Annotated in this window: 5 protein-coding genes; all 5 read right to left on the bottom strand. The window is 43.1% G+C overall.

Features of this window, described 5'->3' with window-relative positions:
* Positions 1-110: 110 nt before the first annotated feature.
* Genes FM037_RS13655 through FM037_RS13635 form a run of 5 tightly spaced genes read right to left on the bottom strand, consistent with a single transcriptional unit; the run spans position 111 to position 16,519 of the window.
* Positions 111-2,075, bottom strand: coding sequence for a condensation domain-containing protein (locus FM037_RS13655; RefSeq protein WP_144046452.1), 1,965 nt, complete (start codon positions 2,073-2,075; stop codon positions 111-113).
* Positions 1,973-6,337: a non-ribosomal peptide synthetase gene (locus FM037_RS13650; RefSeq protein WP_144046451.1), complete on the bottom strand. Its 4,365-nt coding sequence runs from the start codon at positions 6,335-6,337 to the stop codon at positions 1,973-1,975. The genes FM037_RS13655 and FM037_RS13650 overlap by 103 nt, the downstream gene beginning before the upstream one ends.
* On the bottom strand, positions 6,334-13,323 hold the full coding sequence (locus FM037_RS13645; protein WP_144046450.1) for a non-ribosomal peptide synthetase/type I polyketide synthase: 6,990 nt from the start codon (positions 13,321-13,323) through the stop codon (positions 6,334-6,336). Before FM037_RS13645 ends, FM037_RS13650 begins: the two co-directional genes overlap by 4 nt.
* Entirely contained in the window at positions 13,323-13,727 is a 405-nt protein-coding gene (locus FM037_RS13640) for a phosphopantetheine-binding protein (RefSeq protein WP_144046449.1), read from the bottom strand. Before FM037_RS13640 ends, FM037_RS13645 begins: the two co-directional genes overlap by 1 nt.
* Positions 13,709-16,519 carry a non-ribosomal peptide synthetase gene (locus FM037_RS13635; protein WP_267874896.1) on the bottom strand — a complete coding sequence of 937 codons (2,811 nt, stop codon included), beginning with the start codon at positions 16,517-16,519 and terminating at the stop codon, positions 13,709-13,711. The genes FM037_RS13640 and FM037_RS13635 overlap by 19 nt, the downstream gene beginning before the upstream one ends.
* Positions 16,520-16,673: the final 154 nt, after the last annotated feature.

Below are 16,673 nucleotides of genomic sequence, written 5' to 3'. Positions count from 1 at the left end.
TTGTATGACTTGGCGATTGTTAACCCAGCTATTGTGTGATGCCTCCATCGGGATGATATTGATATCCGCATGGCTGATATATTGATTGACATGGTTGTCCTCAATATTATTCACATAATAGGCATGGATGCTCCTATAATTTTCAGCATAGTCCCCTCTACGCTGTCATTGACGACACCGTGAGGGACATTGCCTTCATCAACGTGTTTTGCTTTGAACAAGGTCACTTTTATTGGATCGGGGCAACGAAATGGCTTAGGTTGGTACTGATAATTCACGTTTCTCTCAAATTGCGCGCGCGCAGTGAACGTAGAGTGATTCCATGCTTCCTTATAATTGAAATAAGAATCAAGTAACACTAAATGGCTGACCTTATCTCCCAAAGCGGTCAGCTGTTTGGTTATCTCAAAGGCCAGTACCCCACCAAAGCTCCAGCCCATAAAGAGATAGGGCCCTTTGATTTGTAGTTGCTTGATATAGTCAATATAGAATATCGCGAGCGTTTCAAAGGTGAGGCTATCTGTCGATTGCTCGCCTTTTTTCTCATTGATAAAATCGTAGTAGTTGTTAAATAACACCAGTTTATGATCCGCCATATGAGGTACCAGGTTACTGTAGAATGATTCAGCACCGCCGCCTCCTGGGGGAAAAATAAAGATCGGTTGTTGGTTGATTGTCTCATTAACCATTTCATAGGGAACAAAGTCGTTAAAGTCTTCTGGGTGAGCGATATACCCCTGCCGTTTATCTTGTTCACAACAATGCGTAATGACCGTTTCCAGTGTTTTCTGAAAAGCTTCTGAGAACTCTATGGCTTGTATTGCTGAGAGTTTTGAATGAATGCCAAAATATAATTTCCCGTCATTGATCATGCCATTGATGTTGAGGACATTTAGCATGGGGTTGTCTTGTGAAACGCTCTGGCCGCTGTTTTCATTGACGACTTGCCAATAGCCTTCAATAGCGTCGAAGCGACCTAGATAGTTAAAACTGATTTCAGGCATATCATTAAAGTCATAGCTTGGTGCTGGTGACTGTGACTGATTAGCCACAAAAGCACCAAACCCAATCCCTTTATTTGGAATACTGCGTAACAGGTGTTTTATGCCTCTTATTGTCACAGCAAGGTCGTGCTGCACTTGAAGCTTAACGGGAAACTTACTGGTAAACCATCCAACGGTATGACTGTGATCTATCGAGTCGCTGAGGTGTTCTCTTCCATGGCCTTCTAAAGTGATCCCATGGATATCTTTCCCAGATATGTGTTTTAAAGCGTAGACCAAGGCGGTAAGCAACAGCTCATTAATCGCCGTATGATAGGGCCTATTTGCGGTTTGCAAGAGTGCAGATGTCAGCTCCTGGTTTAACGTTATTTCATGAAAACAAACAGGTTGGCCTTTGTCTTCTCGGTCTAATAGCGAGTGACAATCTGCAAGAACATCGACCTGTCTTTGCCAAAACATGTCTTCATCAGGGTTAATGTCAGGATAGCGTCGTACTTCATTGACCCATTGTCGGTAGCTCGTGCCTTTCTTTTCTAGAGTGCCTCCTTCATACAAGGTTTTGAAATTCTCTATCAATATGCGCCAGCTTACTGAATCCACAATCATGTGATGCAATGAAAAGAACAGTCTCGCGCTTGAGTCTCGATATCCGTAAAGGTAGGCGCACTGAAAGAGTGGACCTTGCTGTAAGTCAAAATGACTTTGCCAGTCTGTGAGTACTGCGTTCAGTTCATCATCACTATACTGCCTAACATCTAGCACTTTAAGCTCTGGTTGTTCCATCGAAGCCTGATAACTTTGCAACCAAGTGTCTTGTTGTTTCGTATAGCGGACTCGTAGAATATCGTGGTAACTAATAAGTTGGCGAATAACTTCTGGCATAATGTCACAATCTAACTGTGGTACTTTGACAAGAAAGCTCTGATTCCAGTGATTTTCATTCCGTATCTTGCCAGAACAGACTTGATTTATAAACCACGCTTGGATGGGTAAAAAACCGAGTTCCCCCTTAATGTTCCCTCTTCTGATTGCATTTTTACGGACGAGTCTGAGCTCAATAGATATTGACACAGGCGTTTCACCGTCCTGTATTCGAAGACATTCTTAACTTGGCAGTTTAAACCCATTCGTCGAATTCGGCTCGCGACTTGGATAGAGGTGATGGAGTCACCACCAATACGGAAGAAGTCATCAGTCATGCCCACACGCTCTAACCCTAGAATTTCCTGCCAGATAACCCCGATTTTTCTTTCGTATTCATTGCTGGGAGTCTCATAATGCTCTGATTGAGTGAACTCAGGTTTAGGCAAGGCTTTTTTGTCCAATTTACCATTGGCCGTCAGTGAGAACGCATCGACCTCAATGACATGACTGGGTAACATATATTCCGGAAGATGAATGGCCAATTGTTGTAAAATAACATCACCGGTTATGTGTACGTTATCCTCTAATCGATAATAGCCGACCACGTATTTTTTGTGATGACTCGCATTGGCTTGCTGTTGTAATAAAACACACGCTGCTTTTATTCCAGGAAGAGCCAGAATTTTATGTTCAATTTCTCCCAGCTCAATACGGTAACCACGAAGTTTAATTTGATCATCGTTTCTACCAATATATTCAATATCCCCATTGTCCAGCCAACGTCCAAGATCCCCCGTTTTATATAACCGTGTATAGCCTTTCTGTTTGTCTTCTTTCGTCATATAGGGGTTGGCGACAAATCGTTCTTGGGTTAACTCTGAACGATTTAAATACCCCGTGGCTAAGCCTTCGCCTCCAATATAGAGCTCACCAATTAGCCCAATTGGAGAGAGTTGCTTCGACTGATCAAGTATATATAGCCGTTTGCCAGCATAGGGTTTCCCTATGTTTTGTACAGAGACATCTTCACTAATGGGCTTGACGGTGCTGCCGACGGTGCACTCCGTTGGACCGTATTGATTAAAGAGTTTTATATGACTATTTGAGCGTAATGCATTTACCGCTGCATAATTTATGGGCTCTCCCCCCAAGACGAGGCTAAGTCGCGTGTTATATTTTACCAACTCATCTTGACATGACATCAGCATTGAAGGGGTAAGCCTTAACGTATTGATCTTCTCGGCTTGTAGATATGCCACCAAATCCTGAGAGGTAAAATCATTGATGTTATCGAGTATCGTTGTTGTGCCTGACGTTAATAAACCAGAAAATATGGTTGGTAGTGACGCATCAAAGCAGTAGTTTAATACAAAGGCAGAATTAATTTTGTCTACACTAACGGTTTCAATGAACATATAGGTGTAATAAGCTAAAGCACGATGAGTCACCATCACCCCTTTAGGCTGGCCCGTTGTTCCTGACGTATAAATGACATACGCAAGATCCGTGGCAGCAGAAAATGGAGGGCGGTTAGGCTCAGCATGATGATAGAAGGCCTCATCAAGATCGGCAACCACGGCAAAATCGTCAAAGAAGAGTGGTCGATTTATGTGCTGATTATCGGGTTTATTCGAACTCGATTCCGTTTTATTGTGTTGCACAAAACAGCGCTTACTCAGAATAAACGCCGCACAAATATCACTCAGTATGTAATCTATTCGCTCGCTTGGATAATTTGGATCGATGGGAACGTAGGCGCCACCGGCCTTAAATACTGCCAGTATACTGATCACCATCTCCAGGCATCTGTCGAAACACAAGGGAATGAGTGTGCCCGGCTTCATATCAGCCCCCGTTCGTTGCTTGTATGTCTGGCGAATCACGTTGGCTAAAGCATTTGATTTGCTGTTTAACTCTTGATAGGTAAGCTGTGTCTCACGACAGACGAGGGCAATGTTATCCGGGCAAAGCTCAACTTGGCGTTGGAATAATTCAGCAATGGTTGACTGATTTGGATAATCACATTGGCTGTGATTCCAGTCATGGAGAATGATGTGCTCCTCCTCCCTTGTCAGGATAGAGAGTGTCCGTATTGCGTCGTCTGGAGAGTGCAGAATACATGCTAGCAACTGTGTAAAACGGTTAATATAACTGGATATCGTTGCAGCGTTGAACAGACTGGTTTTATAAGATACATGCCCTTGTATTTCATCCCGACTGTCATCAATAAATACAGCCAAATCAAAGCGAGCTATTTCATCAGTGGGCTCTTTTATTTCATAGGGGAGTAGCGGTGTGCGGCCATCCTCTTCCTTATTATCCAATTGACCAAAGCTCTGCACGCCGAACATAACCTGAAAAATAGGGTGTCTGCTTAAATCTCGATCGATACTCAGTGCTTCAACCAGCTTTTCGAATGGCACATCTTGATATTGTTGCCCAGCGATCTGATCTTGATGTACTTGCTCAATGAGCTGGTGATAAGTCAATTCTGGATTAACTTCCACTCGATTCACTTGTGTGTTGATAAATAAACCAATGAGATCTTTTATTTGCGCGTAATTCCTATTGGCAATCGGGGAGCCTGTCACAATGTCTGACTGATTTGATAGTTTGCTGAGCAACACTGAGAAAGCGGTCAACAGGATCGTATGGACTGTTGTTTGTTTTTCATTCGCCAACGATTGTATTGCCTGACTGATGTTTGCATTGAGGGTAAATTTCTGATGCCCGCCCTGATAGTCGACCTGAGTGGGTCTTTGATGATCGATAGGCAATTCAAGTGTCGCAAACCCTGTCAGTTTTTCTTTCCAGTAATCAAGTTGCTGCTGTAAAACCTCCCCTTGCAAATACGTACGCTGCCAGTGGGCGAAATCCTTATATTGAATTGGCAACGTAATCAGTTCAGTTGATTGATTCGTATTGTAAGCCGTATACAGCGCAGAGAGCTCTCGATGAAAGATATCCAGACTCCACCCGTCTGTAGCAATATGATGCATGTTGATGAGCAGTATATGCTGATGGTCGGTATGTTGGCCGGTCAGTTCGGGGGCGCTTGTTTCCGTGGGAGCGGAAAAAGTGTAGAGCTTGATTCTTATTGGGTACTCATTAGATAAATCGAATGGACAAGTAATATCTCGAGTGATCATTACATCCAAGGAAGCGCGATCTGACAGAGTAACCTCTTCGACTTGTAAGGGCTTATCACATACGATTTGTACGCCTAACTCTGAATTTTCGTCTTGCTCAATGACACTTCTCAACACTTCATGGCGATCCATGATCTTGGCTATTACCCGCTTCAATACTGCTATATCAGTTCCCAATTTTAACTGATATAAGGTCGGGATATGATAAGCATGGGTTCCCTGCTCATACTGCTCAATAAACCACAGACGTTGTTGTGCAAATGACAAGGTGACTCTTCGATCCGCTATTTTGGGGATATCAAGCTTGCGCTTCGTGACAACAGAAGAGAGAATATTTTTAATCGTTCTATATTTAAAGATATCTGCCACTTTGATATCCCTGTCCAGGGTTTGGCTAATTTTGTGGGATAGCTGAATGGCGAGAATGGAGTTTCCACCAATGTTGAAGAAATCATCATCCAGAGACAATTGCTCCACGCCTAATATATCGGCAAAGAGCTGTGCCACCTGGGCCTCTTGTTCTGAATGCGAGTCTTCCAGTAATACAACCTCATTGCTGGATGTGACTTCTGCTGGATCTGATGGCTGGAACAGTGCCTTTTCTAGTCGTTTGATATCCAGTTTAGAGAAGATAATTTGCGAGTAGGGTTGCTGGATAAGGTCGTAGAAAACCGATGCGCCTTCTTGCTGTTTTACTGAGTTTAACAACATCAATGAACCCAGCGAATTATCGTCCCTTAACTCATTGGTAGCGGATTTTGTATTATTTTTCTCCTGATTTCTGACAATACCAATATCAGACCAGCCCGGCCAGTTAATTGAGACAACAGCAGTATCGCCTAGACTGAGCTTATCGACAGCAAGGTAATCGAGATAGCTGTTCGCCGCACAATATTCAATCCGATTGACATCACCCATAATGCTCGCAAGCGAAGAGGTCGTAGCTAGGTACTTTAACCTCTGAGTGTTGATGCAACTTAATATATTGTTAAGTCCATACACTTTACCCGCAAGCGCATTTTTCATATTTTGGATATTGTATTGCTCAGGAGGAAGCGGTGAGACCCCTGCGGTGTGAATAATGCCTGTGATGTCTCTCTCTGCAATAAGTGCCTGAAGGAACGACTGATTGAATTGATCCGGATTGGCAATATCGACGGCTCGCGTTAAGACCGTGGACCCCTTTGTTTTGATACTCTCGATGATGTCCAGCTTCTGCTTCACGTAGTCTGAAGGTGCCTGATTTTGGCAGATATCATTTCGACTCAGCAGCATAAATGTGACTCGGTGTTTTTCAGCAATGGCATGTGCAATGCTCAACGCAACCCCCCCATGCCGCCTGTGACGAGGATAATATCACCATCAGAAATAACCGGCTGACTAGTAAGGTTTTTTTGATCAACCACGTGGTAACTTTCTTGCCAAAGCTTGCCATACTTTATGGCAAATAGCGTGTTTGTTCGGTAATTGGAGTTAACCTGAAACGCCTGCTGTATATAGGCCGTTGTGTGTGGACCAACGACCCCTACATCCAGTAATCCGGTATTGATATGCGCATATTCATGTTTAATATTTCGCCCAGCTCCTACCAAAGTGCCATTGCTAGGATTCACGGGATCAACTTCGCTAATTTGAGCAATATGGTTAGTCAACACTAACAGTGTTTTGAGGTGAGGGCTGGTTAGTAAATAGGTTCTAGTCAAGAATAGTGAATAAAAACTGTAACTGAGTGCGAGCTCGAGGCGCTCATGATTATCAATCGATGCAGCATGAATGATGGCGTCATATTGCCCATTCACAAAGTGTGCTTGCAGCTGTAAAAAATGATCTTCATTTTCTGGGTTAACTAAGATGTTATTGTCTATTACGGAGTACTCAGACACATTAATATTGAGCCTGACGATAGCACTTGATGTTGCTAATGAGGCGTAGGTATCACAGTATTCTTGGCCGTGTCTCAGTAAAATCAGAGCCTTACTAAAGAGAATACGATTACTGCTCTTATGAAATGGTTTACAGGTTGACCATTGTGGCGTGCTATACCAGTGCTGTTTTTCTAAAAGCTGAAGCTGATTCTGGTGAACGTTGTTTAGTGGTTTTTCAATCCAACATTTTTGTCGATCAAATTGATAAGTGGGGCAATCAGAAAGATTTCTTCCTGAAGCGATGTTTCGATAAACATCTAAATTCTCAGCAAGGCATTGATTATTCTTCCATAGAATGGCTAATACATCTGATCTAGATTTAACATCATAGATCTGACTCCCTTTATAAGAGGGGAGTATATTAAATACATGAATGTTCTTCCTCTTATCTGATTCAATATATTTGCAGACAAAGGACGTCAGGCCTTTGCCCAAACCGACTTCGATAAAGGTCACTTTGTGGTCAAAGTGCTGACTGATCGTGTCGATACATTCTGCGAATTGAACCGTATTCCTCAACTGATCACACCAATACTCTGCAGACTGTACATTTGATGTGGCCATTTTCCCCGTCAGGTTGGTCACGAAAGGTTTACTGGCAGCATTGATGGTGACAGTCGATAGCACTTGCTTGAATTTATGGGCCGCCATATCCATCATCCGAGAATGGTAAGCGTGTGATGTCGTCAGGAGTACTGATGGTATGTCTGAGTGGGTAAAGTCAGCCTGCAAGGTCTGTATGTCTTCTTCTAATCCTGATATGACGATATCTTCATGAGAGTTGATCACTGATATTTCACAATGATGAGACTCTACCGTTTGTCGTATTTGTGCTAGCTGCGCTTGCACTGCCAGCATCTTGCCTGGTTGCATTGATTGCATCAGCTGACCACGTGCGATCACGACCTTGATGGCATCTTCTAAGCTAAAGATGCCCGATAGCGTCGCGGCGACATATTCACCGATACTGTGTCCCATATAGGCATCAGCGTTAACCCGCATCAGGGTGAGGAATTTCGCCAATGAGTATTCAATGACAAAAAGACAGATTTGCGTCCATTCTGTATTGTTGATGTTATTGGTGGGGTGTTCACCTTGTGTAAACAGGACATCATGCAAATCATTAGGCAAATATTGGCTGGCGATTTGGATGCAGTGGTCAACAATATCAGCAAACTGTGGTTCGTTATCGTATAACCCTTTGCCCATGTTGACATATTGTGTGCCTTGCCCTGGAAACATAAAAATGACGTTAGTGTCTGATTCTATATCGACTTGACAGTAAGATTGATCTGCTTTGATGGCTTGGATCAGTTCCTCACAATTACCAGCAACATAGGCGCTTCTGTGATCATAGTGCTCGCGATTGTTCAATAAAGTGAAAGCCAGATCGTTGAGTAATCTTGGTTTATCACCATGTTGTTCAATGTAGCTCAGCAAAACAGTTCTATAGTTTTCCAGTGCAGATCTAGATTTACCCGATATAGGAACGATAACGGACTGGCCTTCACCCTCTGTACATTCTGCTGCCAAAGCAGCCTCTGGTATCGGTTGATTAGACAAATCTTCTACAATGACATGGGCATTTGTCCCGCCGATCCCAAAGGCACTCACTCCCGCAATGCGGGGTTTGATGTTGTTTGCTTCCCACGGCCTGTTTTGCTGAATAATTTCAAAAGGTGTGTCGTCTAGGTTAAGCTCGACATTTGCAGACGCGTAATTTGCCTGACCAGGTATCATTTTGTGCCGCAGCATTTGGAGAACTTTGATCAAACCCACGACTCCCGATGCGGCATCGGTATGCCCTATATTGGCTTTAACAGCGCCCAGCACCGCTTTACTCTGTAAGCCATTTTCTGGAGTTTGATGATGAAACGCTTCCTTAAGCGCCTGAACTTCAATAGGATCACCTAGATGAGTTGCAGTGCCATGACACTCAATGTAATCGATATCTGCTGGGCTGATACCCGCCATTACCTGAGCGTTGATGATACATTCACTTTGCCCAATCAGTGACGGAGCGGTATAGCTTGTCTTACGATCACCATCGTTATTTGTTGCATACCCGGATATTACTCCAAGAATCTCATCGTTGTCTTGCATTGCTGCTGACAGTGGCTTGAGTACAACCACGGCGACACCTGAGCCGGGAATGGTCCCTGATGCGTCTAGGTCGAATGGCCGACAATGACCATCACGTGCCATGATCATGCCTTCTGTATAGGTATATCCTATTTCTTCAGGCATGCTGAGTGATACCCCTCCAGCGAGGGCCATGTCACATGTCCCTAGCTGGAGATTACGACAAGCTTCGACAATTGAGACGAGCCCTGTAGAGCAGGCTGTATTAATCGAATTCGCTGAGCCAGTCAGCCCAAGAAAATACGCGGTTTTGGTTGCCAGCGCATCTTTTCGGTTTGAGATAGAAGCTTCCCATAGGTTAATTTCTCCTGTTTGCGTCCGGTTTACGATGTTGTTTTGGAAATAATGGTCTGTTCCACTTCCGGCGAAGATGCCGATCAGCTGTGATTTTCGTTGGGTAATATAGCCAGATGATTCAAGTGCAGACCAGCAGTGCTCCATGAACTTTCGTATTTGCGGGTCAAGCAGCTTGGCTTCGTTCGGTGACATATTCCAGAATAAGGGATCAAATTTGTCAGTATGTCGAATATGAGTGGAGATCGGTACGTAATTATCGTTGGCAAGAACGGCTTCAGACACCCCGAGCTCTCTACACTCTTCCTGGCTATGAAACGTTACTCCCTCTTGTTGATTGGCTAACAGAGACCATAATTCACTGATATTATCCGCACCATTAACACTACCAGAGAGTCCAACAACTGCGATTTTGTTGTCATTGCTATCGGCACTTTTTTGTAGTTTGTAAGCATTGTTGTCTTTATTTTGTACACTTTGAATCAGCTTTTTGACGGTATTAAATTTGAATGTATCTGCAATTGAGAGGTGGGTAAATTCTTTAACCTGATTGAGCTGATGCTTTAATTGAATACTCAGTATCGAGTTGCCTCCTATGGCAAAAAAGTTTGCATTTATGCTTATGTCCTCGACCAGGAGGCTTAATACATTGGCGTAGATTTGGCACAGCGTTTTTTCTAAAGTGCTATTCGGTGCAACGCCATCGCTGTTAGCTGCAATCTCAACTTTAGCCAGTGCGTGGGTATCAAGTTTTCCATTGATCGTTAGCGGAAATTCATCGAGTTCAACCCACGCGCTCGGGATCATATAATCAGGCAGTTGTTCTATTAAGTGCTCGGTGAGCGTTTGTGGCGTAATAGGCTGTGGTTTATTGGTCGTATAGTAAGCCACCAACATTTTATTCACTCTGCTCCCGACTTCGCGCGTGTTGACCAACACTGCGACTTGATTTATCCCTGATAGTGTTTTTAGTTTATTTTCAATTTCGGTGAGCTCTATACGATAGCCGCGGATTTTAACTTGAGCATCATTGCGTCCTATATATTCAATGGACCCATCGGGTAACCACCGCACGAGATCCCCTGTTTTATACAGTTTTCGGGGTGAACTCACCGCTCCACGATGGTGAATGAAATGATCATGGATGAACCTTTCTTCGGTGAGTGTAGGGTTGTTGAGATACCCTTGAGCGATCCCGGCCCCACCAATATACAACTCGCCAACGATGCCTACAGGAACAGGGTTTTCATCCTTATCGAGGATATAACATGTTCTGCCTTTTATCGGTTTTCCGATGGGCACATTAGCGGTGCCAATTTTATTATCCATTGAGTGAATACAGGTAAATGTTGTACTTTCAGTGGGGCCATAACCGTTCAGTAGGTGTCTAGGGCGGTATTTTGATTCGATCAGACGATTAATAATCTCTTTATTGAGTGCTTCACCACCGACCAATAAGTAATGTAGATGCTGAAATAAATCTGCCTTGATTGAATATAGGTTTTCAAACAATGTGTTAGTGAGCCAAAGAGTGGTGATATTGTGTTTGTCGAGGAGAATAGCCAAATCATCAGGTGAGGCCATGAGAGACTTAACATCGTTAGGGATAACGAGTTTGCAGCCATGTAATAATGGCATCCAAATTTCGAATGTTGCCGCATCAAATATTGGCGAGGACAAGAACATAAAAGTATCATCACGATTGATGCTTAAGAAGTCGCTAAATATTAGGCTTGAGATGTTGGCATGACTAATCAAGACACCTTTTGGATTGCCCGTTGTGCCAGAAGTATAGATTACGTAGGCTAAATCATCGGGGTGACAGTCTATCTGTATCTCGTTAGCTTTGGTCTCATAAAAAGTTTCATCTAAGTCGATAATCAACAGTTTGTCGGCGAACGATCGGTAATGTTCCTTAAACCGTTTTTGCGTGTTTAGAACGGACTCATTCGGCTCATCCGAGTATGCGGTGCGGCGCAATGATAAGATAAGCGGCAGCTTAGTGTCTGAGACCATATGATCCAGTCGTTGTTTAGGATAACCTGGATCCATCGGCACATAAGCCGCACCACATTTTAAGATTGCTAGCATAGCAATCACCATTTCCGGGCTTCTATCAAGCAATAAACCAATTTTCAACTTGTGGGTTGTGGCCGATACTTCACTTTGGTTAATCGTTTTTTGTATCTGTGCTGCTAACTGATTCGCTTTGTTATTGAGTGCTTGATAGCTTAGGTTCAGGTCATTATAGGTTAAGGCAATATCATGAGGTGACCGTTCGACTTGTGCTAAAAAGCACTGGGAAATACTGTTGGTCGTACCGTCATGCTGTTCAGTGTAACGGTATTGATTGACCAGCTTTTCATAGTCGTCCGGTGACAGGAGAGTCAAATTTTTTATCGGCTGCTTTGGTGCCTCCAACACTTGTTCTAGGATATAACCATAGTGGCGAATAAACTGATCTATTGTATCTTTACAAAACAAGCTTGTTTTGTATGAAATCATGCCGTGGAAATGATCTTCACTACAATCAACGAATAATGATAAATCAAATGCAGCAATTTCATTTTCCTGGTTTATATCATCCCGAGGGAGCAGTGGACTGTTGTGAAGTGCATCAGAATCGTCCACCAACTTGCCAAAACTTTGTACACCAAACATGACTTGAAAAATAGGGTGCCTACTTGAATCTCGCTCGACTTGAAGTAGCTCTACAAGCTTCTCAAATGGAAGATCCTGGTGTTTCTGAGTTTCTGCTTGTTCATCATGAACTTGTGAAAACAGCTCTTCGCAGCTGACGTGTGGATCAATCTGGGTGCGATTCACCTGAGTGTTAACAAAGCAGCCAATACTGTCTTTAAGCTGTGAAAAATGCCGGTTAGCAATTGGGCTGCCTGTGACGATGTCAGTTTGCCCACTGTATTTGCTTAATACGATAGAAAAGACGCTCAACAGGATAACATGTAGCGTGGTGCCTTGTGCTTTGCTGAAGGCTTGCAGCTTCGAGCTGACTGTTTCATCTATCGTAAAAAATTGACGTTTACCAAGGTATTCCAGATACTTTGGTCGAGCATAGTCACAGTGTAAGTTGAGGCTCTCGAAACCTGTTAGTTTGTTTAACCAAAAGTCTGCTTGTTCTTGCAATACATCGTCTTGAAAATATTCCCGTTGCCAAGCAGCGAAATCTTTATACTGAATGGGCAAAATCGGCAGTTTTATATCGTTCGTGTGGTGGTGAGTAAAGGCGGTGTAGCACAATTGAAACTCACGCTGAAAGCAGTCCATGCTCCAGCCATCGGTGGCAATGTGATGAATGTTAATTAATAGCAAGGTGTCCGCTTGGCTTGTCGTGCTATCGTCGAACTCATGCTTCTCGATATGATAAAGCGTGACTCGAATAGGGTATTGACAAGTTAAATCAAATGGCCGGTTGATCGCTTTCCTTATTACCGCGGTGAGTTCATCTGTGGAAGTCACGGTGTGCTCGTCAATGTTGAGCTCGTCTTCGTGCACACACTGTATGGCCACCTCGTTTTGTGTGTTCAGCGTGCTGCGCAAGACTTCGTGTCTGGACACGATCGTTCTGATGGCAAACTTAATCCCTTCTATATTCGCGTCAGGACGTAATTGATAAACTCTCGGTACGTGATAGGCGTTTGTGCCACCTTCGTATTGTTCAATAAACCAAAGTCGCTCTTGTGCGAAGGAAAGCTTTGGCTGTACCTGCTCGCACCGATAAATAATTGGAAGTTGATAGACCTCGTTATGGATCCCATTGCGTTTTAACACATCAATAATTTCAGGTTTCAGCGCCACAATGTCTTTTAGCGTGTCTGCAGTCTTAGGGTGATTGGTGGCTTTATAATTAAGCTTGTCACCTTCTGCAACCCAAAGAGAAATACCAATTTTATTTGCAAAAATGAGAGTTTCGTAGGCTGTGTGCATTAGAGTTCACCATAAGTAGTTGATTGCTTGTTAAAATCTATATTTTCAAGGAGAGATAGGATCGTCGGATAGCTGAAAATATTGGCAACGCTGACTTGATAACCTAATTCAGCGGTAACACGGTGGGATAGTCTAATGGCTGATATCGATTCCCCCCCTATTTTAAAAAAGTCATCATTTATCCCGACTCGCTGCAGCCCTAATACGTCTTGCCAGATGACACAAATGTCTTTCTCGTGCTCATCACGTGGTGCGACATAATTATCTACTGCAACAAATTTAGGCTCCGGTAGTGCATGTCGATCCAACTTACCGTTGATGCTCAGCGGAAGCTCAGTCATCTGGGTAAAAGTCGCAGGCACCATATATTCGGGCAGTGTTTCTTTCAGTGCGTTGCGAAACACTTCAGCTTGAAACGAAGCCCCCCCTGCTGCATCAGGTAGGCAGCCAGATACTTCTGTCCCTGATGCTCACGTTCAATGACCGCGGCCTGTTTTACATCAGGCAGTGCTGTCAGAGCAGATTCAATTTCACCAAGCTCAATACGATAGCCGTTGATTTTTACCTGAAAATCATTACGGGCCAGATACTCCACATTGCCATCGGGCAACCAACGCACTAAATCGCCCGTTTTATACAGACGGGTATCACCTTTTTCGATATCAGATTGGGTGGCGAAGGGGTTGTCGATAAAGCGCTCAGATGTCAAAGCTGGATTATTATAATAGCCCCGTGCCAGCCCAGCACCACCGATATATAACTCTCCGGGTACGCCGATGGGGACCGGTTTATTTAAGCTAGAAAGAATATACAGCGACTTTCCTGGTAAAGCCTTACCTATGGGTAATACTGCAGCTGACATTGATGATAATCTGCACGCAGTAGCAAATACAACACACTCAGTTGGGCCATACACATGAGTGAATGATAATTCTGGATACTTGCGAATAATATCAGCAACCTGTTTTATGTTTGATGCTTCACCACCAAATAAAATATTCCGCAAGCTTGTGGTTTTCAGATCGCCGTTTACCATCAAAGAATTAAACAAGGCTGTGGTCACAAAGAGAGAGTCAACATGATGGTAAGATAATTTTCTCACCAATGCTGGCAACTCCAGTACATCCTCTTTTTTCAAAAGAACAACGGATTTTCCATTCAGCAAGGAGAAGAATAAATCAAAGATAAACCCGTCGAATACGTGAGAAGAAAGGCTGGCAACTACATTCACATCCTTAGCATCAAGGTAGTTGTTGTTTATGACAAAGGACGTCACAGCGGCCTGCTCTACCATGACCCCTTTGGGTTTTCCTGTTGTTCCAGAGGTATAAATAACATAAGCCAAATCAGTGGCCGAACTGACTGGCTCAGGATTATCTGAGGTCTGTAACGAAGAAAAATCGCGGTGATCTATTGAAATAAACACGAGTGAGTTGTCGAGTTCTGATGCCCAGCCGTCAAGTCGCTCAAGATGATGTTGCTGAGTGAGTAGCAGCGTCGCGTTAATATCAGCAAGAATATAAGTCGTACGATTTTTAGGATACTCAGGAGATATAGGCACATAAGCACCACCCGACTTTAGCACTGCAAGGATACTAATCACCATCTCCAGACCACGGTCCAGATATAAAGCAATCAGAGTATCAGGCTGAAGATCAGTACCATATTCATCTCGATACTGTGCACGAATTGTATGAGCAAGCTTATTAGCGCGCACATTGAGTTCATGGTAAGTCAGTTTCTCGTTTTCAAACACCAGCGCGATACTCTGTGGTGTTTTTTTAACCTGATCCTCAAACAAGAGTTGGAGATTTTTATCCTTAGGATAGGTTGCTTCGGTTTGATTCCAGGTCGAGACAATTTTTTTATGATCCTCAAGCATCAGGTTTTTTATTGGCTTTTCACTGAGAATGCTGGCTAAATAAAACAGATAATATTCAGTGAGGTATTTCTGATAATAAGCATCAACGCTACCTTCTTTAAAATTAAGCTGTATATAAAACTCACCGTTTATATCGCGCACTTCCACATACGCGGGGACATCCTCTAGACCCGTGTTGATATAGGTGTCGATATCCTTACCGGAAAATGCATCTATCCCCTTAAAACTGATGTAGTTAAAGGCCATATTAAAGAGAGTACCATTTGCCCCTAATTCTTTTTGTATCAGCGGATAGGGATATAATTTATGATTGAGAACCTGCGATCTTATTTGATTGATTTTCTCCAACAGTTCAATTGGATCGTTATGTTGACCGTTAATTCGAAGTGGGATTGGATTTAAAAAATAGCCAAAGGTGTTTTCTGAACCGATTGTTTCTGGACGGTTATTTTGTATGTAGCCCAGAGTAATATCATCACTGGTATAAAACCTAGACATCAGTACATAGGTGGCTGCCATGAAAATAATATCGATATTAATGTGCAGTTTTTCACAAAGCTTGTGGGCATTTTCAATGAATGTCGGATCAACTTGTACCAATAGTGCGTCAACCTCAATCGAGTTGGCTTCGATGGTATTACGTAATTCTAGGTGTGGCTTTGGCTCATAGTCTTTAAGGTGATCTAGCCAAAACTCCCTGCTGTTATCTCTTGCCACACATTCTTGTTCATTGGCAATAAACTCAGCATATTTCATGCTGTCGACAAACGAAGGTTCCTTGTCATACAGGTACATATTCATCAATTGGCTAGAAAAGAGATTCAAACTCCATCCATCAGCGATGACATGATTAAACAGGCCAACAAGAGTAAAGTTTGACGTATCCTCTTCATTAATAATGACATGCAGTTGAAAAAGCGTCTGTCCCATATCATTGATAACATCGTCAATGGAGAACTTCTCGTGACCAAACGCTTCACCATCAAAAGCCTCGTAGTCCTCCGAAATCAACGTGTGCACAACCACATAGTCCTCGACTTGGTAGTCTTTTTTCTCACCAATCAAAAAGTCATAAGTGGGATGATCATGAATGATAGAATGCAATAGCTCATGGCGTTTTAAGAGCACATTAAGAGAGGCAAGCAGCTTGGTATGCGAATAAGGGTGAAAAACCTTAAAATGAAAGTTATCAGTGTGGACTAAGTGTTCATGTTTAAGATTTTCAGAAATAATGCCAAGTTGTGTATAGCTAACAGGATAGACATCCTCGAAATGACTGAGGTCTTCGTCGCTTAGCTGAGTGCGATCAACCAGGTCGAATGGTTGATAGGTTTTTTGGTGACGGCAAGGTGGGTGGGCGTTCTGGTTTTTACGCAGAAACTCGGCAAGTTTTTCTATCGTTGGATAGAGGAATATATTTGCAACGCTAAACTGATATCCTGTTTGAGCACTAAGATAAACGGCTCTT

The organism is Shewanella psychropiezotolerans (assembly GCF_007197555.1).
Lineage (GTDB): Bacteria > Pseudomonadota > Gammaproteobacteria > Enterobacterales > Shewanellaceae > Shewanella > Shewanella psychropiezotolerans.
This window is presented reverse-complemented; position numbering and strand designations above follow the sequence as displayed.